This window comes from Neptuniibacter halophilus (genome assembly GCF_030295765.1).
In the GTDB taxonomy this organism is placed as follows: Bacteria; Pseudomonadota; Gammaproteobacteria; order Pseudomonadales; family Balneatricaceae; genus Neptuniibacter; species Neptuniibacter halophilus.
Map to the genome: position 1 here is coordinate 2,420,086 of NZ_AP027292.1, position 22,167 is coordinate 2,442,252.

15 protein-coding genes, 2 tRNA genes and 3 rRNA genes are annotated in these 22,167 nt (G+C 52.0%); 17 read left to right on the top strand and 3 right to left on the bottom strand.

Features of this window, described 5'->3' with window-relative positions; genetic code table 11:
* Window positions 1-37: 37 nt before the first annotated feature.
* On the top strand, window positions 38-814 hold the full coding sequence (locus tag QUD59_RS11275; protein ID WP_286237107.1) for a CHAD domain-containing protein: 777 nt from the start codon (window positions 38-40) through the stop codon (window positions 812-814).
* Window positions 815-853: 39 nt separating this feature from the next.
* The gene (locus tag QUD59_RS11280; protein ID WP_286237108.1) at window positions 854-1,483 is read left to right on the top strand and encodes an MBL fold metallo-hydrolase; all 630 of its coding nucleotides are present in this window, start codon (window positions 854-856) and stop codon (window positions 1,481-1,483) included.
* Here QUD59_RS11280 and zapE read toward each other — a convergent pair.
* A complete protein-coding gene (gene zapE, locus QUD59_RS11285; protein ID WP_286237109.1) occupies window positions 1,416-2,621 on the bottom strand; it encodes a cell division protein ZapE in 1,206 nt (401 codons plus the stop codon). The genes QUD59_RS11280 and zapE overlap by 68 nt on opposite strands.
* 60 nt (window positions 2,622-2,681) lie before the next feature.
* The gene (pfkA, locus tag QUD59_RS11290; protein ID WP_286237110.1) at window positions 2,682-3,689 is read right to left on the bottom strand and encodes a 6-phosphofructokinase; all 1,008 of its coding nucleotides are present in this window, start codon (window positions 3,687-3,689) and stop codon (window positions 2,682-2,684) included.
* 140 nt (window positions 3,690-3,829) lie between these two features.
* Here pfkA and aceK point away from each other — a divergent pair, with 140 nt between their 5' ends.
* The 11 genes from aceK (at window position 3,830) to QUD59_RS11345 (ending at window position 16,937) form a co-directional block, all read left to right on the top strand.
* Window positions 3,830-5,563 carry a bifunctional isocitrate dehydrogenase kinase/phosphatase gene (gene aceK / locus QUD59_RS11295; protein WP_286237111.1) on the top strand — a complete coding sequence of 578 codons (1,734 nt, stop codon included), beginning with the start codon at window positions 3,830-3,832 and terminating at the stop codon, window positions 5,561-5,563.
* 189 nt (window positions 5,564-5,752) lie between these two features.
* The gene (locus tag QUD59_RS11300; RefSeq protein WP_286237112.1) at window positions 5,753-6,733 is read left to right on the top strand and encodes a TAXI family TRAP transporter solute-binding subunit; all 981 of its coding nucleotides are present in this window, start codon (window positions 5,753-5,755) and stop codon (window positions 6,731-6,733) included.
* 150 nt (window positions 6,734-6,883) lie between these two features.
* Window positions 6,884-9,409, top strand: a complete 2,526-nt coding sequence (locus QUD59_RS11305) for a TRAP transporter permease (RefSeq protein WP_286241024.1) — start codon at window positions 6,884-6,886, stop codon at window positions 9,407-9,409.
* Window positions 9,410-9,420: 11 nt separating this feature from the next.
* Window positions 9,421-9,846 carry a universal stress protein gene (locus tag QUD59_RS11310; protein ID WP_286237114.1) on the top strand — a complete coding sequence of 142 codons (426 nt, stop codon included), beginning with the start codon at window positions 9,421-9,423 and terminating at the stop codon, window positions 9,844-9,846.
* 604 nt (window positions 9,847-10,450) lie between these two features.
* Window positions 10,451-11,991, top strand: a 16S ribosomal RNA gene (locus tag QUD59_RS11315).
* 220 nt (window positions 11,992-12,211) lie between these two features.
* A tRNA-Ile gene (locus tag QUD59_RS11320) sits at window positions 12,212-12,288 on the top strand.
* 89 nt (window positions 12,289-12,377) lie between these two features.
* Window positions 12,378-12,453, top strand: a tRNA-Ala gene (locus QUD59_RS11325).
* A gap of 196 nt (window positions 12,454-12,649) precedes the next feature.
* A 23S ribosomal RNA gene (locus QUD59_RS11330) occupies window positions 12,650-15,534 on the top strand.
* Between the two features lie 141 nt (window positions 15,535-15,675).
* Window positions 15,676-15,791 (top strand): 5S ribosomal RNA (gene rrf / locus QUD59_RS11335).
* The 16S, 23S and 5S rRNA genes sit together here with 2 tRNA genes alongside, the layout of an rRNA operon.
* A gap of 470 nt (window positions 15,792-16,261) precedes the next feature.
* A complete protein-coding gene (locus QUD59_RS11340; protein WP_286237115.1) occupies window positions 16,262-16,516 on the top strand; it encodes an FAD assembly factor SdhE in 255 nt (84 codons plus the stop codon).
* Window positions 16,500-16,937 (top strand): protein YgfX, encoded by a 438-nt coding sequence (locus QUD59_RS11345; protein WP_286237116.1) that lies wholly within the window; start codon window positions 16,500-16,502, stop codon window positions 16,935-16,937. Before QUD59_RS11340 ends, QUD59_RS11345 begins: the two co-directional genes overlap by 17 nt.
* Here the strand turns inward: QUD59_RS11345 and nadB are convergent.
* The gene (nadB, locus tag QUD59_RS11350) at window positions 16,934-18,529 is read right to left on the bottom strand and encodes an L-aspartate oxidase (protein WP_286237117.1); all 1,596 of its coding nucleotides are present in this window, start codon (window positions 18,527-18,529) and stop codon (window positions 16,934-16,936) included. The two genes, QUD59_RS11345 and nadB, sit on opposite strands and share 4 nt — an antisense overlap.
* A 283-nt stretch (window positions 18,530-18,812) precedes the next feature.
* On the opposite strand from nadB, the gene rpoE reads away from it, so the two are divergent.
* Genes rpoE through QUD59_RS11370 form a run of 4 tightly spaced genes read left to right on the top strand, consistent with a single transcriptional unit; the run spans window position 18,813 to window position 22,132 of the window.
* Complete coding sequence (rpoE, locus tag QUD59_RS11355) at window positions 18,813-19,394, top strand: RNA polymerase sigma factor RpoE (RefSeq protein WP_286237118.1); 582 nt, start codon at window positions 18,813-18,815, stop codon at window positions 19,392-19,394.
* A gap of 30 nt (window positions 19,395-19,424) precedes the next feature.
* Window positions 19,425-20,258, top strand: a complete 834-nt coding sequence (locus tag QUD59_RS11360; RefSeq protein WP_286237119.1) for a MucB/RseB C-terminal domain-containing protein — start codon at window positions 19,425-19,427, stop codon at window positions 20,256-20,258.
* A complete protein-coding gene (locus tag QUD59_RS11365; RefSeq protein WP_286237120.1) occupies window positions 20,255-20,689 on the top strand; it encodes a SoxR reducing system RseC family protein in 435 nt (144 codons plus the stop codon). Before QUD59_RS11360 ends, QUD59_RS11365 begins: the two co-directional genes overlap by 4 nt.
* 33 nt (window positions 20,690-20,722) lie before the next feature.
* The gene (locus QUD59_RS11370; protein WP_286237121.1) at window positions 20,723-22,132 is read left to right on the top strand and encodes a DegQ family serine endoprotease; all 1,410 of its coding nucleotides are present in this window, start codon (window positions 20,723-20,725) and stop codon (window positions 22,130-22,132) included.
* The last annotated feature ends 35 nt before the right edge of the window (window positions 22,133-22,167 follow it).

The following is a 22,167-nucleotide window of genomic DNA, read 5'->3' on the forward strand; positions in this document are numbered from 1 at the left end:
TGGCTTCAGATCTAACATAGCAGGAAACTTCCGGACCATGCAGTTACAAATTGCCCCCTTGCATAAAAAACTGCGGAAACTCCGGCGTCGGCTTCGACGTGGCAAAGGAAGACTGGATGAGGAGTCCATCCATCGCTTGCGCCTTTTGAGTAAACAGGTCAGGGCAGAATGGGTTTTATGGCCAGCGGAGAAGACCCGGTACAAGTCTGGCCGACAGGCTAAAAAGCTCGCGCGTGCTCTGGCGCCTTTGAGGGATTCGCAGGTCCTGCTCAGTACGCTGGAGCAGCTTTTCGCGGGGCGATCTGATAACCCGCAGGTAGAGCGTGTTCGCCGTTATCTGCTTTCCCGGAGCCGGCAACAAGGGCCCTCTCGCAGATGGGTGCTGAAACGTCTGGATAAGCTCGAGGCTGAGCTGGAACCGGCGAATGTGGCCGGCGCCGTGCAGGTGGACATCGTATTAGAGCACAGCAGGCAGGCAGAGCTTGCATCTGCCCGCCTGCTTGATCCGCTGCAAGCGGAAACGTTTCATGACTGGCGCAAGCGGGTGAAGTCGCATCTGTTTATATTAAAACGCCTGAAACCGGATCAGACAGATGAATTGAAACAGACTCGCCATCTCGCAGAGCAGTTGGGTTTGCTGCACGATCTGTGTCTGCTCCGGGAGTGCTTTGATGCGCTTGGTGCCTGTTCAGTTGAGACAGACTCAGTTTTTCAGCAACGGGAGTGTGAGATTCTGCAGCAGGTTCGACGGCGAGGGATAAAAGCGGGGTTGCTGGTATCGGCTGCTGAAGGTTTTCAGGCGGCTGAGGACTGATATAATTCCCGCAATCCCATCTGGCCTGTCGAGAGTCTTATGAAGTACAGAATTATTCCGGTAACCCCGTTTCAGCAAAACTGCTCCCTGATCTGCTGTGAAAAAACCAACAAAGCGGCAGTCGTCGACCCCGGTGGTGATCTGGATAAGATTCTTTCGGTGGTGGCCGAGGAGGGGGTTGAGTTGGAGAAGATTCTGCTGACCCATGCGCATATTGACCACGCCGGCGGTACTTCAGAGTTGGCAGAACGTCAGGGGCTGCCGATTGAGGGGCCACATAAAGGCGATCAATTCTGGATTGATGGTTTGGCTCAGCAGAGCCAGATGTTTAATTTCCCCCCTTGCGAGGTTTTTACCCCGGGCCGCTGGCTTGAAGATGGTGATAAGGTCGTGGTGGGCGAAACTGAGCTGGCGGTTATCCACTGCCCAGGCCATACGCCGGGGCATGTGGTGTTTTATAATCCGGAAGATCAGGTCGCACTGGTTGGCGATGTGTTGTTTAACGGCTCAATCGGCCGAACCGATTTCCCGCAGGGTAATCATCAGGAGCTGATCGACTCGATCAAAAATAAGCTTTTTCCTCTGGGGCCAGATGTGGAGTTTATTCCGGGGCATGGCCCGGGTTCCACGTTTGGTCAGGAGATGCAGTCGAACCCTTATGTTCGCTGAATATGCGCCGGGGTTCGGATTGATACTGCAGTGAGTTCATTTCCTGCAAGCGACTCAGCGTGCGTTGAAAGGGCTGGTTCAGCAGCCGGCCCTGATAAAGTTGATCCGCAGCAACATCAGCGTTGATATACAGGTTAACCCGACAGTCGTAGAGCTCATCGACCAGAGCGATAAAGCGACGTGCTCCGTCATCACTGCGGTTCTGAACAATCGCCCGCATCCCGGTCGGATTAACGCTGCCGGAGCCGTCTTCTGTTCCGCGGGCCTTGATCTGTTCCTGATCGGGCCCCCGAAAGCAGGGCACGCTATCCAGCAGAACATGCTCATAGCGCTCCGCCAGTGCCATGTAGTCAGCAGAACTGCGCGGACCGGCACAGAGTTGTTCAAAGCTGAACCAGATACTGTCGGAGCCTGCCGCGTGACACGGCAGGCGGCGGTTACAGAGGTCAATAAACGTCGCGGAATCCTGATGCAGGGGCTCAAGCTGATGATAGAGCCTGTGCAGGGCGTCCGGCTGATTTACGTGATAGGCCTTGCGCTGGGTCTGCTCCCGCCGACGGTGATCAATCCCTCCATCCAGAGGGTAGATCTCCATGCAGGTTTTAATCATATCTATGGCGGGAATAAAGCGGTCTCTGTGCAGGCCATCTGCATAGAGTTGATCCGGTTCACAATTGGAGGTGCTGACAATTGCAATCTGTTGTTCAAACAGGGCGCGGAAAAGCCGGCCCAGCAGCATCGCATCTCCGATATCCGCCACATAAAATTCATCGAAGCAGATGACCCGGTAGCGTCGCCCCAGTTGTCCGGCGATATGCTTCAGTGGGTCTGGCTGTCCGCTGTGAATAAACAGTTGCTGGTGGATCATGTGCATAAACCGGTGAAAGTGCAGCCGGAGCAGCGTATCGGGCAGAGAGTCGCAAAACAGATCCATCAGCATGGTTTTTCCACGTCCTACTGGTCCCCACAGGTAGAGGCTGCCGGGGGTGGGTTTGCGGCGAAACAGGGAGGGGCGCTGCTGTAATTGATCATGCAGTTGCTGCAATCGATCGACGGCAGCCTGCTGAGCAGGGTCAGGCTGCCAGCCTTCGTGGGTAAGTCTGGCCTGATAGCGGGCCAGCAGTGAGGTTTTTTTCATGGCGCCAGTATAGGTAGTGTCATAGTGGCTGACAATTACCGGCTAAGGCGTTGTTCCGGTTTATTTATGCAGTAACAGAGCCCGCTGAAATAAAGCAGGATCGAGTTGTTTACCCTTTTCAATAACCTGCTGCAGCGGGGTCTCCGTGATTTTTCCCTGACGTACGCCGATCATTATGTCGTTGTAGCCAGCGCACAGGTAATCCACAGCCGATGCGCCAAGGCAGGAAGCCAGGATGCGGTCGTGTCCTGAAGGGCTTCCGCCTCGTTGAATATGCCCCAGAATACACACCTTGGGTTTCTGCTCATGTTGTTCCAGCTGACGCGCAAGGTTATAGGTAAGCCCGGGAACCGGCCCTTCTGCTACGACGATGATGCCGCTGGAACCTTTCCCCTGTGCCCGGTTATTGGCCAGTTGGAAGGAAATTGCATCGACCTGAACTTCATATTCCGGAACCACGATCATCTCTGCGCCGCAGGCGATACCCACATGGGTGGCGATAAAGCCCGAATTGCGCCCCATCACTTCAACCAGAAACAGGCTCTCATGGGAAAGGGCGGTGTCACGAATCTTATCGATCGCTTCCAGTGCGGTATTCACGGCGGTATCAAAGCCGATCGTGTCATCCGTACCGTAAATGTCATTATCGATGGTGCCGGGCAGGCCGAGCACGCGGATATCACTTTCACGGGCCAGCAGGTGAGCCCCGGTCAGTGAGCCATCGCCACCGATGACCAGCAGGGCTTCTATGCCTTTTTCGCGGAGAATCTCTGCTGCCTGATGGCGAACAGCCGGGTCTTTGAAGGCCAGGCAGCGATCGCTTTTAAGCAGGGTGCCGCCGCGCTGAACGATATTGGTGACCGAGGCTGAGTTCATCTCCCACATGTCACCGATGATCAGCCCGCTGTAGCCTTTGTTGATTCCGAATACTTTGATGCCCTGATGCAATGCAGCCCTGACCACACCACGAATCGCCGGGTTCATGCCGGGGGAATCTCCGCCGCTGGTGAGGACGGCTATCGCTGCCGGCTTCTGATAACTGGTATCCAGTGTTGGAATCTCGTACATCTCAGTCGCTTCCCATGCTGCTCACTACACTTACATTAAATATATAGCGGATCGCTGACAATATTGTTTCAACCCATGACCCATGACAGGCCCTGCTGGCTGCCGCATAATGCAGGGTATTCTCAGCTTCCGGTGTATTTATGAGACGTCAGACACATCAACGTATCGCTGCTCAGGTCATGGTGTTTTTTGCCGAGTACCGGCTCAGCTTTCAGGAGATAACTGCCTGCGCTCAGGGCTATTTTGAACAGGCTGAGTGGAGTGAGTTGCAGGCACTGGCAGCGGAGCGCATCGATCTTTATGGTGAAATGGTGGCTGAGACCGCGGCGGCACTGGAGCAGCAGTTAGGCGATGTGGTCTATCAGCCTGCGCTCTGGCATCAGGCAAAGGCTTACTACAGTAAGCTGATTCGGCAGAGGACTGACCCGGAGCTGGCTGAGACCTTCTATAACTCGGTCTACTGTTATCTTTTTCAGCACCATCTGATCGATAACGAAAATATTTTTATCCGCTCAACACGCGCCGGTAAAGAGATCCGTTCCGGCGATGAGACATTCCGCTCTTATTCCTTAAAAGATTCCGGGCTGGTGCAGTTGCTGTCGCGGATGCTGGACGATTTCAGCTTTGCGATTCCCTGGGAAAACAAGCGCCGGGATATCAGGAATCTGGTCAATTACATCCGCAATAAATATCCCCAGTCATTGTTCCGGGAAGAGGATACCCGGGTGGATGTGATCGAAAGCGTGTTTTACCGGAACAAGGCGGCTTATCTGGTGGGGCGGGTTCATCTGGCGAGTGGTAGTCAGCCTTTTGTCTTGCCGATACTGAATAATGAACAGGGTGGGGTCTATATCGATACAGCCCTCAGTGATGAGAGTGACGTTTCGGTGGTGTTTAGCTTTACCCGCTCCTATTTTCTGGTGGATGTGGATGTGCCATCGGAGTTTATTCGCTTCCTGCATACACTGATTCCGCAAAAGTCTCTGGCTGAACTGTACAGCTCAATCGGCTTTTATAAACAGGGAAAAGCTGAATTCTATCGGGATTTTATTGACCATATGGAGAGTGCGAAGGATCAGTTTATCGCCGCACCCGGCGTCAAAGGCATGGTGATGACGGTCTTCACGCTGCCGAGCTACCCTGTGGTCTTTAAAGTGATTAAAGATCGCTTTTCGTCGTCAAAAAATGTGACCCGTGAAGTGGTTAAAGAGAAATACCAGTTAGTTAAAAAACATGATCGGGTCGGGCGTATGGCCGACACTCAGGAGTTCACCAATTTCTCTTTCCCCCGTGAACGCTTTTCAGAAGAGCTGATAACTGAGTTGCTTGCGGTGGCCGGCTCATCCGTTTATCTCTCCGAGCATGAGGTGGTTATTCGTCATCTGTGGATTGAGCGGTACATGACGCCTCTGAATATCCATATCGAACAGGTGCTGGAGAGCAACGATAAGGAGGCGCTGTTTCATGCGATCAATGAATACGGAAAAGCGATCAAACAACTGGCGGCGGCGAATATTTTTGCCGGTGATATGCTGTTTAAGAACTTCGGCATCACCCGTCACGGCAGGGTTGTGTTCTATGACTACGATGAGATTCTCTATCTGACCGAATGCAATTTCCGGAAGATTCCGGAACCCCTCTACCCTGAACAGGAGATGGCCGGAGAGCCCTGGTACTCCGTTGCGGCCAATGATGTCTTTCCGGAGGAGTTCAGTATGCTGACCTCCTGTGATCCACAAATCCGTACATTGTTTAATGAGCTGCATGCGGATCTGCTGGGGGTCGAGTTCTGGCAGGCGATGCAGCAAACCGTATTGAGGGGTGTTGTGGTTGATGTATTTCCTTATCGGAAAATACACCGGTTTCTCCGATAAGACGTGTGTTACCCAGGGGGCAGAAGCCTGCGTAGAACAAATATCCTTTTTATTTCAAAGGGATTGCCCGGTATTTATTACTCCACAAATTTGTAACCTTGCCCTTATTGGGTCTAGTATTCCTTGTGATAACACAAATATTGAGACGATCAGGTTCTCAATAAAATAATAAAGCACAGGGAGTTTACTATGACATTTCGAAAAACCCTTACCTCTGGGTTGTTAGCTGCTGGTGTTGGTATTGCGGCTATGGGAGGCGCAACAACAGCTTCTGCTCAGGACTTCATCACCATTGGTACCGGCGGTGTAACGGGGGTTTATTATCCTACCGGTGGTGCGATCTGCCGTCTGGTAAATAAAAACCGCAAAGAGCACGGTATCCGCTGTTCAGTGGAGTCAACCGGGGGTTCTGTTTACAACCTGAATACCATTCGCGCGGGCGAACTGGACATGGGCGTGGCTCAGTCAGACTGGCAGTTCCATGCCTACAATGGTACGAGCAAATTTGAAGAAGTGGGCGCCAATAAAGATCTGCGCGCGGTCTTCTCTATTCACCCTGAGCCTTTCACGGTAGTTGCCAGAGCCGACAGTGGTATCAAAAACTTTGATGATATCAAAGGCAAGCGAGTCAATATCGGTAACCCGGGATCCGGTCAGCGTGGCACGATGGAAGTGCTGATGGGGGCGATGGGCTGGACGGTTGATGACTTTGCCCTGACTTCAGAGCTGAAAGCCTCTGAGCAGGCCAGTGCCCTGTGTGATAACAAGATCGATGTCATGATCTACACCGTGGGTCACCCCAGTGGTGCAATCAAAGAAGCAACCACCTCATGCGACAGCCAGCTGGTTAATGTGACCGGTGCTGCTGTGGATAAGTTGATTGCAGATAACAGCTATTACCGTACAGCGACGATTCCAGCGGGCATGTACCGTGGCAACGACGCTGACACCACCACATTTGGTGTGGGCGCAACCTTCGTTTCCTCTACTGCAGTACCTGAAAAAGTAGTGTACGAAGTGGTTAAAGCTGTTTTCGAGAACTTTGATACCTTCCGCAAACTGCACCCTGCTTTTGCTAACCTGAAGAAAGAGCAGATGATTAAAGATGGTCTGTCTGCACCACTGCACCCGGGTGCGGCAAAATACTACAAAGAAGCGGGCCTGATGTAATCGGTCTGTACAATGATAACGGGGGCCCAGTGTCCCCGTTTTCGTTGCTGAACAGTTCTCACGTTAATCTCCTCGTAAACATGGAACGGTGATCTTGTGACGGATAATCAACAAAAAACAACCGCCTCGGTTTCACAGGAAGTTCAGGAGATGGTTGCGCAGTCCGATTCGGGGGCGCGTTCGCCACAGGGGTTCCCCGGCAAATTTCTCTGGGGCGTTGCCCTGGCCTGGGCGCTCTTTCAACTGTGGTACGCATCTCCGCTGCCATTTATCCTTAACTTTGCTGTATTTAACGATACCGAAGCCAGAGCTATCCATCTGAGCTTTGCGATCTTTCTGGCTTTTACTGCTTTCCCGGCCTTTAAGTCATCTTCGGTCGATAGCATCCCCTGGCATGACTGGTTATTTGCCCTGTTCGGGGCGTTCAGTGCCAGTTATCTGGTCCTGTTTCACAGTCAGTTGGCTGACCGTGCCGGTGCGCCGATCACCATGGATGTGGTAACGGCCGTATGCGGTATTGTACTGTTGCTGGAAGCAACACGGCGCGCTCTGGGGCCTCCGTTGATGGTGGTCGCAGGTATCTTCCTGCTCTACACCTTCGCCGGGCCATATATGCCGGAGGTAATCTCCCATAAAGGCGCGAGCCTGAACAAGGCGATGTCCCATCAGTGGCTGACGACAGAAGGGGTGTTTGGTGTTGCTCTGGGTGTTTCAACCAGCTTTGTATTCTTGTTTGTGCTGTTTGGCGCGCTTTTGGATAAAGCCGGAGCGGGTAACTACTTCACCCAGGTAGCCTTTTCGCTGCTCGGGCATATGCGCGGCGGACCGGCTAAAGCTGCCGTGGTTTCATCGGGTCTCAGTGGATTGGTATCGGGCTCTTCGATTGCCAATGTCGTGACGACCGGTACGTTTACTATCCCTCTGATGAAGCGTGTTGGTTTTCCCGGCTATAAAGCTGGCGCGGTAGAGGTAGCTGCATCAACCAATGGTCAGTTGACGCCACCCATTATGGGGGCCGCTGCATTTCTGATGGTGGAGTATGTGGGAATCTCCTATATCGAGGTGATCAAGCATGCCATCCTCCCTGCGCTGATTTCGTACATAGCGCTCATCTATATTGTGCATCTGGAAGCGATGAAAGCAGGCATGCAGGGCCTGCCAACCCGGAATAAGGCGACACTGGCGCAAAAGCTATCTGTCTGGGCGATGATTATTGTTGGCGTATGCGTGGTATCTCTGGCTGTTTACTATGGCCTGGGATGGAGTAAGGCCTATATGGGCAATGCTTCCTATATCATTGCCGGTCTGGTCATTCTTGCCGCCTATATTGCTCTGGTGAAATACTCCGCCGGTTATCCTGACCTGCATATGGATGATCCGAATTCAGATATCGTGGTTTTGCCGGAAACGGGGCCAACGGTCAAATCGGGTCTTTACTACCTGCTGCCTGTGGTGGTGCTGGTGTGGTGTCTGACCGTGGAGCGTTTTTCACCGGGTCTGTCAGCTTTCTGGGCAACGGTCTTTATGGTCTTTATTGTGTTAACGCACAAGCCGATTAAAGCGTTTTTCCGTGCAGGTGAAGACTGGGGCGACTGCCTGACGCACGGAGTAGAGGACCTGTTTAACGGCCTGGTTTCCGGTTCGCGCAATATGATTGGTATCGGTGTGGCCACAGCGGCGGCAGGTGTAGTTGTCGGTACCGTGACCCTGACGGGAATCGGACTGGTAATGACCGAATTCGTCGAGTTTATATCCGGTGGCAGTGTGTTGCTGATGTTGCTGTTCACGGCGATTATCAGCCTGATACTTGGGATGGGGCTGCCAACCACAGCAAACTATATCGTAGTGTCTACCTTGATGGCGCCAGTGATAGTCACGCTGGGGGCAGAACACGGACTGATTGTTCCGCTCATTGCGGTGCATCTGTTTGTGTTCTACTTCGGCATTCTGGCTGACGATACACCGCCGGTGGGTCTTGCTGCCTTTGCTGCAGCGGCCATTGCCAGATCGGATCCGATTCGTACAGGTATTCAGGGTTTTACTTACGATATCAGGACTGCGGTATTGCCGTTCATGTTTATCTTTAATACCGAGTTAATCCTTATCGGTATACAGGGTCCTGTACATCTTCTGATGACGATCTTCGGTGCGCTGGTGGCGATGCTGGTGTTTGCTGCGGCAACCCAGGGCTTCTGGCTGGTCAAAAATCGCTGGTATGAAACGGTGTTTCTACTGCTGGTGGCATTCCTGATGTTCCGGCCCGGATTCGTCTGGGACGAGATATTCGAGCCAACTGAATACCTTGAACCGACCCGGATCGAAGCGATTGCTGAGGCCCTGCCTCAGGGGGCACCGCTGCGACTCAGGGTGGCAGGCGAAACGATTGATGGTGATTTTGTAGATAAAACCATTGAACTGACGTTGCCGGCTGAAGGGAGTGGTAGTGAAAAGCTCGAAAGTACAGGCTTAAGCCTGAGACAGGAAGAGAGCAGAGTTATTGTAGATATGGTTGCGTTTGACAGTGAGGCGCAGAAGGCTGGTCTGGATTTTGACTGGGAGATAAAGCAGATCGAGCGCGAAGCGGAGCGACCACCTAAACAGTTGTTGTGGATACCTGTGCTGGCACTGCTGTTCTTCATGGGCATGCTCCAGAAACGACGCAGAGAAGTGAGCTGACAGGAGGGAATATGTTTAAAAAAGTACTCGTACCTATAGACCTTCAGGACCCGGCCGGGGCAAAACGCTCACTGACCACCGTTGCCGAATACAGCAGTGATGATGTAGAGCTTCATCTGATGTCCGTGTTACCGGGGTATCAGATGCCGATGGTTGCATCCTACTTCCCAAAAGAGGCGGTGGCGAAGGCCCTGTCAGCTATGAAGCAGGAGCTGAAAACGCTGGCGGGCAATATATTGGGAGACCGGGAGTTCAGTGTCGAGGTGTGTGAAGGTAAAGCGCATCAGGCAATCGTAAAGCATGCAGGGGAGATCGGAGCTGATCTGATTATCATTGGCGCGCAGAAACACGGTGCGGTTGAAAAAATGATGCTGGGTACGGTCACAGCAAAAGTAACAGAGAGAGCCAAATGCTCGGTACTGGTACTGAAAAGCTGAAATAGCATGGGGTAATCAAAGGCGCCGTCAGGCGCCTTTTCTGTATCTGCCCGCCACAAAACGACCCGTTCTGTACAGATAACGAACAGCGCTGATGGTTTAATGATCAAAAAGAGCCGTGATGGCACTTTTTTACGGTTTTTTTCAGTTTTTTTACGACAGGGTGTTGACCCTTTTTCAGAACGCTGTAGAATTCGCCGTCCTTGCTTAGGGAGGCCGCCGAAACGGGGCTGATTGAACTAAGCAAGGTGCTTAGTAAGTGCTTGAATCCATTGGATTTTGACGGTGCTTACGGAGCAGGATTCAAAGTCCGGTTGCTGAGTAAAAAATTTTACAAAATTGCAAAATAAACGGTTGACTTTGAATGAGCGCAAAGTAGAATATGCGCCTCGCTTGAGACGAAACATCAAGCAACGCTCTTTAACAATTTGATCAGATAATTCGTGTGGGCGCTTGTTGAGACAACGCAACATTTACTTGTCTAGACAAGCAACCAAGTGAATTCATTTAAGCGATTTACAAATAGGTTTAACGTTCTTAAGAATGTTATCCGGTTGTTTAGTACTAGAGCCCGTTACCACATTCCTGGTAACACATATGATTTAAACTGAAGAGTTTGATCATGGCTCAGATTGAACGCTGGCGGCAGGCCTAACACATGCAAGTCGAACGGTAACAGGACTAGCTTGCTAGTTGCTGACGAGTGGCGGACGGGTGAGTAACGCGTAGGAATCTACCAAGTAGTGGGGGATAAGCCAGAGAAATTTGGTCTAATACCGCATACGTCCTTCGGGAGAAAGCAGGGGCTCTTCGGACCTTGTGCTATTTGATGAGCCTGCGTGAGATTAGCTTGTTGGTGAGGTAATGGCTCACCAAGGCAACGATCTCTAGCTGGTCTGAGAGGATGATCAGCCACACTGGGACTGAGACACGGCCCAGACTCCTACGGGAGGCAGCAGTGGGGAATATTGCACAATGGGCGCAAGCCTGATGCAGCCATGCCGCGTGTGTGAAGAAGGCCCTAGGGTTGTAAAGCACTTTCAGCAGTGAGGAAAGGGGTGTAGTTAATACCTGCATCCTGTGACGTTAACTGCAGAAGAAGCACCGGCTAACTCCGTGCCAGCAGCCGCGGTAATACGGAGGGTGCGAGCGTTAATCGGAATTACTGGGCGTAAAGCGCGCGTAGGTGGATTGGTCAGTCAGATGTGAAAGCCCCGGGCTCAACCTGGGAACTGCACCTGATACTGCCAGTCTAGAGTACGGTAGAGGGTAGTGGAATTTCCTGTGTAGCGGTGAAATGCGTAGATATAGGAAGGAACACCAGTGGCGAAGGCGACTACCTGGACCGATACTGACACTGAGGTGCGAAAGCGTGGGGAGCAAACAGGATTAGATACCCTGGTAGTCCACGCCGTAAACGATGTCTACTAGCCGTTGGGGGACTTGATCTTTTAGTGGCGCAGCTAACGCGATAAGTAGACCGCCTGGGGAGTACGGCCGCAAGGTTAAAACTCAAATGAATTGACGGGGGCCCGCACAAGCGGTGGAGCATGTGGTTTAATTCGAAGCAACGCGAAGAACCTTACCAACTCTTGACATCCTGCGAACTTGCTAGAGATAGCTTGGTGCCTTCGGGAACGCAGAGACAGGTGCTGCATGGCTGTCGTCAGCTCGTGTTGTGAAATGTTGGGTTAAGTCCCGTAACGAGCGCAACCCTTGTCCTTATTTGCCAGCACGTAATGGTGGGAACTCTAAGGAGACTGCCGGTGACAAACCGGAGGAAGGTGGGGACGACGTCAAGTCATCATGGCCCTTACGAGTTGGGCTACACACGTGCTACAATGGCCGGTACAGAGGGCCGCGAACCTGCGAGGGTAAGCTAATCTCAGAAAACCGGTCGTAGTCCGGATTGGAGTCTGCAACTCGACTCCATGAAGTCGGAATCGCTAGTAATCGCGAATCAGAATGTCGCGGTGAATACGTTCCCGGGCCTTGTACACACCGCCCGTCACACCATGGGAGTGGATTGCACCAGAAGTAGCTAGCTTAACCTTCGGGAGGGCGGTTACCACGGTGTGGTTCATGACTGGGGTGAAGTCGTAACAAGGTAGCCCTAGGGGAACCTGGGGCTGGATCACCTCCTTAACGAATGCCGCGTCTCGGCAAGCGTTCACACGAATTATCTGATCAGAAAGTGAAGAGAGCGGAAAGGTAGCTACTAAGTCTGTAGGCTAAGTGGTTTATTTGCCTGGATTTTTGCGAAGAGCAAGGCGCGGGCTGAGCGAATGAGGGAGTGTACATAAGTACATGACCGAATGAGCGAAGGCAGCAACGCCGCACTGCGTAAAAAGACACGCAAAGAAATAGGCTTGTAGCTCAGCTGGTTAGAGCGCACCCCTGATAAGGGTGAGGTCGGTGGTTCAAGTCCACTCAGGCCTACCAAATTTCCACAATGCTGCGTTGTGGCACGACTCGCATAGTACACTATGCTTCGCCGTCCCACGCCTTGTCTTGTGAAAATTACGCTGTATGGGGCTATAGCTCAGCTGGGAGAGCGCCTGCTTTGCACGCAGGAGGTCTGCGGTTCGATCCCGCATAGCTCCACCATTACTCTTAAGAGTTTTAAAACATAACGCATACTGATGCCTTATCTTTTAAAGCTTTTGCTTTAAACGCTCTTTAACAATTTGGATTTGATTCATTTGATTTAGATTTGACATGTAGATTTTCTACATGCGCCAATTCGGCGAAATCTATCGTTACTTTTACAAGTTACTGTGATCCAGACGCCTTCGGGTTATATGGTCAAGTGACTAAGCGTGCACGGTGGATGCCTTGGCAGTCAGAGGCGATGAAGGACGTTGTAGCCTGCGATAAGGCTAGGGGAGTCGGCAAACAGGCTTTGATCCTAGCATTTCCGAATGGGGAAACCCACCTGTTTACAGGTATCTTATAGCTGAATACATAGGCTATAGGAGGCGAACCCGGGGAACTGAAACATCTAAGTACCCGGAGGAAAAGAAATCAACCGAGATTCCCTAAGTAGCGGCGAGCGAACGGGGACCAGCCCTTAAGCGGTATTGTAGTTAGCAGAACACTCTGGAAAGTGTGGCCATAGTGGGTGATAGCCCCGTATGCGAAAACTTATATACCGTGAAATCGAGTAGGACGGCGCACGTGAAACGCTGTCTGAATATGGGGGGACCATCCTCCAAGGCTAAATACTCCTGACTGACCGATAGTGAACCAGTACCGTGAGGGAAAGGCGAAAAGAACCCCTGTGAGGGGAGTGAAATAGACCCTGAAACCGTGTACGTACAAGCAGTGGGAGCCGTTTTCGGACGGTGACTGCGTACCTTTTGTATAATGGGTCAGCGACTTACTTTTAGTGGCAAGGTTAAGCGTTTGCGGAGCCGTAGGGAAACCGAGTCTTAATAGGGCGTCCAGTCGCTAGGAGTAGACCCGAAACCGAGTGATCTATCCATGGGCAGGTTGAAGATGCGGTAACACGCATTGGAGGACCGAACCGACTGTCGTTGAAAAGCCAGCGGATGACTTGTGGATAGGAGTGAAAGGCTAATCAAACTCGGAGATAGCTGGTTCTCCTCGAAAACTATTTAGGTAGTGCCTCATGTCTCACCATTGGGGGTAGAGCACTGTTTCGGCTAGGGGGTCATCCCGACTTACCAACCCGATGCAAACTCCGAATACCAATGAGTGCAATCATGGGAGACACACGGCGGGTGCTAACGTCCGTCGTGGAAAGGGAAACAACCCAGACCGCCAGCTAAGGTCCCAAAGTTCATACTAAGTGGGAAACGATGTGGGAAGGCTTAGACAGCTAGGAGGTTGGCTTAGAAGCAGCCACCCTTTAAAGAAAGCGTAATAGCTCACTAGTCGAGTCGGCCCGCGCGGAAGATATAACGGGGCTAAGTATGACACCGAAGCTGCGGATGCCATTTATGGCATGGTAGAGGAGCGTTCTGTAAGCCGTTGAAGCTCAAGCCGTAAGGCAGGGTGGAGGTATCAGAAGTGCGAATGCTGACATGAGTAACGATAAGGGAGGTGAAAACCCTCCCCGCCGGAAGACCAAGGGTTCCTATCCAACGCTATTCGAGGTAGGGTGAGTCGGCCCCTAAGGCGAGGCTGAAGAGCGTAGCCGATGGGAAACAGGTTAATATTCCTGTACTGCTCACAACTGCGATGGGGGGACGGAGAAGGCTAGGCCAGCGCGGCGTTGGTTGTCCGCGTTTAAGGTAGTAGGTTGAGTGCTTAGGTAAATCCGGGCGCTTAAGACCGAGAACTGATGACGAGGTCCCATGTGGACTGAAGTGGTTGATGCCATGCTTCCAGGAAAAGCCTCTAAGCTTCAGGTTGTGACTAACCGTACCCTAAACCGACACAGGTGGTCAGGTAGAGAATACTAAGGCGTATGAGAAAACTCGGGTGAAGGAACTAGGCAAAATGGCACCGTAACTTCGGGAGAAGGTGCGCCGCTGATGGTGATGAGACTTGCTCTCTAAGCTGTTGGCGGTCGAAGATACCAGGTGGCTGCGACTGTTTATTAAAAACATAGCACTCTGCAAACTCGAAAGAGGACGTATAGGGTGTGACGCCTGCCCGGTGCCGGAAGGTTAATTGATGGGGTTAGCGTAAGCGAAGCTCTTGATCGAAGCCCCGGTAAACGGCGGCCGTAACTATAACGGTCCTAAGGTAGCGAAATTCCTTGTCGGGTAAGTTCCGACCTGCACGAATGGCGTAACGATGGCCACACTGTCTCCACCCGAGACTCAGTGAAATTGAAATAGCTGTTAAGATGCAGTTTACCCGCGGCTAGACGGAAAGACCCCGTGAACCTTTACTACAGCTTCACAGTGGACTTTGATATTACTTGTGTAGGATAGCTGGGAGGCTTTGAAACCTTGTCGCCAGATAAGGTGGAGCCAATCTTGAAATACCAGCCTGGTAATATTGAGGTTCTAACCCAGGTCCCTAAGCGGGATCGGGGACATTGTGTGGTGGGTAGTTTGACTGGGGCGGTCTCCTCCCAAAGAGTAACGGAGGAGCACGAAGGTACCCTCAGCATGGTCGGAAATCATGCAATGAGCGCAAGAGTAGAAGGGTGCTTGACTGCGAGACAGACACGTCGAGCAGGTACGAAAGTAGGTTCTAGTGATCCGGTGGTTCTGTATGGAAGGGCCATCGCTCAACGGATAAAAGGTACTCCGGGGATAACAGGCTGATACCGCCCAAGAGTTCACATCGACGGCGGTGTTTGGCACCTCGATGTCGGCTCATCACATCCTGGGGCTGAAGCCGGTCCCAAGGGTATGGCTGTTCGCCATTTAAAGTGGTACGCGAGCTGGGTTTAGAACGTCGTGAGACAGTTCGGTCCCTATCTGCCGTGGGCGTTTGAGATTTGAGAAGAGTTGCTCCTAGTACGAGAGGACCGGAGTGAACGAACCTCTGGTGTTCCGGTTGTGATGCCAATTGCATTGCCGGGTAGCTATGTTCGGACGGGATAACCGCTGAAAGCATCTAAGCGGGAAGCCTCCTTCAAGATGAGATCTCACTGGGACCTTGAGTCCCCTAAAGGGCCGTTTAAGACTAAGACGTTGATAGGCGGGGTGTGGAAGCGCTGTGAGGCGTTGAGCTAACCCGTACTAATTGCCCGTGAGGCTTGACCATATAACGCCCAAGGCGTTTGGCAAGTGACTTGTAAGTGCGAAAGCACGACGATAGAGAGTAACGAATTGACGGTATGTAGAAAGCAGTCAAAACTCTAAATCAAATACTAAGAAGAATCAGATCCGAGTTGTAACAGTTTTGCTTGGCGACCATAGAGTTGTGGAACCACCTGATTCCATCCCGAACTCAGACGTGAAACGCAACATCGCCGATGGTAGTGTGGGGTCTCCCCATGTGAGAGTAGGTCATCGCCAAGCATCTAATTACGAAGAACCCCTATCGCATACGCGGTAGGGGTTTTTTCGTTATTGGCCCGCGTTATCTTCGGTCACGACAACAGGGCCCATGTGACAACCCCCTGTTTCAGCGGAACGGCTGTTGGACGCCGTCTTCGACGGCGCCCGCAGGGTCAGAAACCGCGTTTCTGATCATGGTAGGTCATCACAGGCAGCCGCCTGCAAAACACCGATAGTTAACAGACTCCGTAGGGTGCCAATAGCGAAGCGTATTGCACCGATAACTCCCATTCCTGCCAACGCCACCGACGAAACACCGGGTTACGCTACGCTAACCCAGCCTACGTAGTTAATAGACTCCGTAGGGTGCGAATAGCGAAGCGTATTGCACCGACTGCTGCAGGAAGAATTAATATAAGTCATGGGAATCATGGCGTTTGGCGATATAATTCAGGCATCGATATAGTGACTGCATGGGGAACCCTGATCAGATGTATACAGAAGATGATATCCGCCGTTTGAAGTGGCAAAGTCGCAGAGGCATGCTTGAGTTGGACGTGCTGTTTGTTCCTTTTGTTGAGGAGGCGTTTGCGGATCTGGATCTGGATGATCAGCACCGGTTCGTAAAGTTATTGGATGAAGAGGATCAGGATCTGTTTGTCTGGCTGATGGAGCGTGAAGTGCCACAGGATCCGGATCTGCAGAGAATTGTGAGGATTATTCTGGAGCGTGTTCAGCCTAAGTAATCTGCAGCTAAGACCTTCTAAAGGCCTGTTCTGCACAGGCCTTGCACTTCATTTCATCGCACTCTTGGCTGTGATTTATTGGCCTGTGGATGCTGCTCTCAAGTGGACGCTGGCGCCACTTCTCCTGCTTATCTCTTTCTTTTGCTTTCGGCATCAGGTTCTGCAGCGATCAGCTTTTTCAATTGTGGCACTGAGCTGGGATGCAGATACAGCGCAATTGAAATTGCGGCAGAACAACGGGCAGTGGCTCAGAGTAGAAGCGCTGCGTCAGATCCGGGTATTGCCTTTTCTGCTGGCGCTTCAGTGTCGTGTCCCTGAGCGTTTGTTTACTGTTTCTGTGATTGTTTGTCGTGATAGTTGTGGTGCTGCAGAGTTTCGCCGTTTACGGGTGCTGCTGTTGCATGCCAGGGCAAAACTCTAACCCCAATGGAAGTTCACGGGGGTGAGGATGGTGTCCAGTGGCTCCGGGCCTGGCTCCGGGTAGTCCAATGTATAGTGAAGGCCCCGGCTTTCGTGGCGGAGCATTGCTGAGCGGATGATCAGATCGGCCACTACGGCGAGGTTACGTAACTCAAGAAGGTCATTGCTGATTTTGTAGTTACTGTAGTATTCGGTGATCTCCTGCTGCAGCAGGTCAACCCGATGTTTGGCACGTTGCAGTCGTTTACTGGTACGGACAATGCCCACGTAGTCCCACATAAAACGGCGTATTTCATCCCAGTTATGCGAGATGATCACGTCCTCATCTGAATCTGTTACCTGAGATTCATCCCATGCCGGAATGAGTGAGGGTTCTAATGGTTCCTGAAGTGCCTGAGCAACGTGGCCGGAGGCCGACTTGGCATAAACCAGGCATTCAAGCAGGGAGTTGCTGGCCAGGCGGTTGGCACCGTGAAGTCCTGTAAAGGAGGTTTCCCCTATGGCATACAGCCCGGGTATGTCGGTTCTGCCCTGTTCATCGGTGACGACGCCGCCGCAGGTATAGTGAGCGGCGGGAACAACAGGAATCGGTTCCTGTGTGATATCAATCCCCAGTTTGAGGCAGCGTTTGTAGATGGTCGGGAAGTGGTTTTTGATAAATTCGGCCGGTTTGTGGCTGATGTCGAGAAACAGGCAATCGCAACCGAGCCGCTTCATTTCATGGTCAATCGCACGGGCTACAATATCGCGGGGTGCCAGTTCGCCACGTTCATCAAACTTGTGCATAAAAGGCTTTCCGTTCGGTAGCAGCAGCCTGCCGCCTTCTCCGCGTACCGCTTCGGTAATCAGAAACGATTTTGCCTGAGGGTGATACAGGCAGGTTGGATGAAATTGGTTAAATTCCATGTTTCCGACGCGACACCCGGCGCGCCACGCCATAGCAATACCGTCACCGGTCGCGCCATCGGAGTTGCTGGTGTAGAGATAAGCTTTGGAAGCACCGCCTGTAGCCAGTACAACGTGAGGGGCCTGGAATACTTCCACATGGCCTGTGGATGCGTTGAGTATATAAGCACCAACACAGCGGTTATGGGGCAGACCCAGTTTTCGCCGGGTGATCAGGTCGACGGCAATATGGTGTTCGAACAGGTCAATATTCGGGTTGGCTTCTGCCCGGGCAATCAGGGTTTGTTGCAGTGCTTTACCGGTGGCGTCTGCAGAATGGATGATCCGCCGGTGCGAATGGCCACCCTCTTTTGTCAGATGGTAGTCATCGTGTTCCTGAGTAAAGGGTACGCCCTGTTCAATCAGCCACTCAATACTCTCTTTGCCGTGACTCACGGTAAATTCGACCGCAGACGGGTGGCTGAGATTGCCCCCGGCGGTCATGGTATCTTCGATATGGGCCTGGGTACTGTCTGCGGTATCCAATACTGCAGCAATACCGCCTTGTGCTAACCAGGTGGAGCCACTCTTCAGTTCCCGCTTGCTGAGTACGGCCACCCGGGCATTTTCCGCCAGATGCAGTGCCATGCTGAGGCCAGCAGCGCCACTGCCGATGATCAATGCGTCGTAGTAATGGTGTTGCGTCATTTGAATGCTCTTTCTACTATGCTGATGCCTGAAGCTCACTTCAGTGCTCTGACTCTTGCGAAGGCGGGGCCAAACTGAGAGTGTTGATGTTTTATACCAAAGGCGCAATTTAGCATTTTTTTACAGCCGGAGGGAACTTCGTTGCCGTTGTCTGCTCTTATAAGTGACACGACGCAGCGACTCTGTAAGGTTGCTAACTTCTCCGGGTAAAAGTGCTACGGTGAAAACTTGTACGTTAAGCTGAACGTTTTGTGTGTCGTTGAAAGTATTAAGGAATTTGTGAGTGTCGAACGAAAGCCAGGCAGGAGTTGACCGGCAGCTGGTAGAACGCGTAAAGCAGGGTGATAAAGCTGCGTTCGATCTGTTGGTGAAAAAATACCAGCATAAAATTATCGCCTTGATCGGCCGTTATGTTTATGACGCGCACGAGGCCCAGGATGTGGCTCAGGAAACGTTTATTAAAGCGTACCGGGCTCTGCCCAAGTTCCGTGGCGATAGTGCCTTTTATACCTGGCTTTATCGCATTGCGATCAATACGGCAAAAAATCATCTGGTTGCCCGCGGACGTCGTCCGGCTGATGTGGATGTGGATGATGCGCAGTTTTTTGAAGGTGATAATGAGTTAAAGGATATCGATACTCCGGAGAACCAGCTGTATCGGGACGAGCTGGAATCCGTTATTAAGCGGACACTGAACCGGTTGCCGGAGGATCTGCGGGTTGCCCTTAGCCTGCGCGAATTTGAAGGGATGAGTTATGAAGAGATCGCAGCGGTGATGGACTGTCCGGTGGGAACGGTGCGCTCGAGAATTTTCCGGGCCCGTGAAGCGATCGATAAAGAGATAATGCCCTTGTTGGCAAGCTGATGATGAGAATGATTTTAGAGGTAATACACTATGGCTGAGCGTACTAACGAGTCTGTTTCAGCACTCATGGACGGTGAGGTTGCCGATTTTGAACTGCGGCGTACGTTAGACCGCGTTGAGCAGGAGCCTGAATTGTCCGCTGCATGGCAGCGGTATCATCTGATTCGCTCCTCAATGCGTAACGAAGAACTGTCTGCTGTGGATATCAGCGGACAGGTCATGGCTGCGCTGCAGGATGAGCCTGCTTTTTCTGAGCAGTCTGTTGCTTCTGATGTAGAAAAAGAAACGGAGCCTCACAGCAGTAAATATCTGTTCTGGAAGCCTCTGGCCAGCATGGCTGCGGCGGCATCAGTGACCGCCATGGTAATCCTTGGTGTGCAAAGTGTTAATCAGCAGCCGGATGAGGTGATTGCTGATACCCGACCTAGTTATGTACTGCCGGGTAATCGTGTTTCCAATGATATTGTCCGTGCACAGTTTGGTAATCGCACCGGGTTAGCAGAGCCTGCCTCAGAACCTGAGATCATCAGGCTTTCTCGCGGGGTTGAGCATTATATCGACCAGCACAAGCATATGCTCAATAGTAAAGAGTCGCACTGGCAGGCCGGTTGGCTCCCTGAGGGCTTTGTTGGCCTTAAACGCGATGTGATGGCGCATGCTGAGGTTCAGGTGTTCAGTAATGGGCGTAACTCATTCAGCGTCTGTATTGAGGAGTATGGTCGCCAATCTGTGCCTGAAGGTGTTGCTCAGTCCGGCAATATGGTTGCTGTGGGCAAGCGCATGGGGGATCAGTTTGTCACAGTGGTGGGGGATGTCCCTCTGATGATTGCTGAGCGGATCGCCTCTTCGGTTCAGCGTCGATGATTCAGGAAAACGGTAAAGTTGTTCAGGTCGACGCCCATGGTATCTGGGTGGAGACTCAGCGTCAGAGTGCGTGCGCAAGCTGTGCTGCCCGTAATGGATGTGGTCAGAAACTCCTGGCTTCGGTGGGTGAAGGCAAGCGCTTTATATTCCGGGTGAATAACCCGGAGCAGCTTCAGGTGCGTACTGATGATCAGGTCATGGTAGGTATTGAAGAAGGCGCTTTTATGAAAGCCACGCTGTTTATCTACCTGGTGCCGCTGTTGGCATTGTTTATTGGCGCAGTGGTAGCAGATGCCCTGTTTGGCAATGAACTGGCCATCATCGCAATGGCGTTTGCCTTCTTACTCACGGGATTCCTTTTGGTCAGATACGGCAGTGCAACGTTGTTTCGCTCCTGCCGTTATCAGCCCGTGCTGATGAAAGTCGTTTAATCCAATTCCGTATAGCAAAAGGGTGTTCGTTTTATGAGAGCCATGACTCAACTCATTTTTGCCTGTATAGCCATCCTGGCTCTGCCTGTATCAGCGGCGGATTTGCCGGATTTTAAATCACTGGTGAAGGAGTCTTCTCCGGCTGTTGTTAATATAAGCACGGAACAGAAGGCGGGTAGTCAAAGTGAAGGTGGTCCTTTTACCGGGCCGGGTGGGGAGGAGATTCCGGAAATTTTCCGCCACTTCTTCCGTATGCCCGAGTTTAATCAGGGAGAGCGGCCGCGCAGAAAAGCTCCCCAGTCGCTGGGTTCCGGTTTTATTATCTCGGATGATGGTTACCTGTTAACGAATCATCACGTGATTGCTGATGCGGATAAAGTCTTGGTCAGACTTGCCGACCGTCGTGAGCTGGAAGCAGAGGTGATCGGTTCAGATGAACGATCTGACATTGCATTGCTGAAAATTGATGCGGACCACCTGCCCACGGTCAAGTTGGGTCGATCCCGTGATCTCGAAGTAGGAGAGTGGGTTCTGGCAATCGGTTCCCCATTTGGATTTGATCACAGCGTGACAGCCGGTATTGTCAGTGCCAAGGAAAGGGCTCTGGCTAATGAAACCTATGTGCCGTTTATTCAGACGGATGTGGCGATAAATCCGGGAAACTCAGGTGGCCCGCTGTTTAATCTTGAGGGTGAAGTGGTCGGAATTAACTCTCAAATCTACACCCGCTCCGGTGGCTTTATGGGTTTGTCGTTTGCTATTCCGATTGATGTTGCGATGGATGTGGCGGATCAGTTAAAAACTCAGGGCTTTGTTACCCGGGGGTGGCTGGGTGTCATTATTCAGGAAGTGAACCGGGATCTGGCGGAATCGTTTGGCCTTGATAAACCGGCAGGGGCGCTGGTCGCCAAAGTGCTATCGGGTAGCCCGGCCGCCGATGCAGGTGTACAGGAGGGGGATGTTATTCTCCGTTTTGAAGGTCAGGAGGTGATTCGTTCATCCGATCTGCCGCATTTTGTGGGGCGGGTTAAACCCGGCAAAAAAGCCCGTGTCGAGATTGTACGTGGTGGTGAGAGTAAGACACTGCGGGTTGAGATCGGTGTGTTACCAAAGCAGGATGAGCTGGCTCAGACCGAACGTGCTCAGCCACACGAAGACAAATCGAATCGCCTTGATATAGAGGTGACCGCGCTGGATGCGAAACGTAAGGAAAAATGGCAGGTCAGCTCCGGTGTGGTTGTGCATCGGGTCATGCCGGGGCCCGGTGCGGACGCGGGCTTAATGGTTGGCGATGTCATTACCATGCTTAATGGCGAGCAGGTGGATACCGTTGATGATTTTAATCGTATCAGTGCGCAACTGCCTGAGGCCCGTCCGGTACCGATGAGGATTGTCAGACGGGGAAGTCCGATGTTTATCCCGCTGAAAATTGAAGACAAATAAAGCATCAGGATAAGGGGGCGAAAGTCCCCTTTTTC

Excerpts from the sequence above, each read along its gene's own strand:
- QUD59_RS11305 (WP_286241024.1), top strand. The coding sequence starts at position 6,884 with ATGGTTGCGCAGTCCGATTCGGGGGCGCGTTCGCCACAGGGGTTCCCC.
- QUD59_RS11310 (WP_286237114.1), top strand. The coding sequence starts at position 9,421 with ATGTTTAAAAAAGTACTCGTACCTATAGACCTTCAGGACCCGGCCGGG.
- QUD59_RS11280 (WP_286237108.1), top strand. The coding sequence starts at position 854 with ATGAAGTACAGAATTATTCCGGTAACCCCGTTTCAGCAAAACTGCTCC.
- QUD59_RS11275 (WP_286237107.1), top strand. The coding sequence starts at position 38 with ATGCAGTTACAAATTGCCCCCTTGCATAAAAAACTGCGGAAACTCCGG.
- QUD59_RS11365 (WP_286237120.1), top strand. The coding sequence starts at position 20,255 with ATGATTCAGGAAAACGGTAAAGTTGTTCAGGTCGACGCCCATGGTATC.
- zapE (WP_286237109.1), bottom strand. The coding sequence starts at position 2,621 with ATGAAAAAAACCTCACTGCTGGCCCGCTATCAGGCCAGACTTACCCAC.
- QUD59_RS11340 (WP_286237115.1), top strand. The coding sequence starts at position 16,262 with ATGTATACAGAAGATGATATCCGCCGTTTGAAGTGGCAAAGTCGCAGA.
- pfkA (WP_286237110.1), bottom strand. The coding sequence starts at position 3,689 with ATGTACGAGATTCCAACACTGGATACCAGTTATCAGAAGCCGGCAGCG.
- QUD59_RS11370 (WP_286237121.1), top strand. The coding sequence starts at position 20,723 with ATGAGAGCCATGACTCAACTCATTTTTGCCTGTATAGCCATCCTGGCT.
- aceK (WP_286237111.1), top strand. The coding sequence starts at position 3,830 with ATGAGACGTCAGACACATCAACGTATCGCTGCTCAGGTCATGGTGTTT.
- QUD59_RS11300 (WP_286237112.1), top strand. The coding sequence starts at position 5,753 with ATGACATTTCGAAAAACCCTTACCTCTGGGTTGTTAGCTGCTGGTGTT.
- nadB (WP_286237117.1), bottom strand. The coding sequence starts at position 18,529 with ATGACGCAACACCATTACTACGACGCATTGATCATCGGCAGTGGCGCT.
- QUD59_RS11360 (WP_286237119.1), top strand. The coding sequence starts at position 19,425 with ATGGCTGAGCGTACTAACGAGTCTGTTTCAGCACTCATGGACGGTGAG.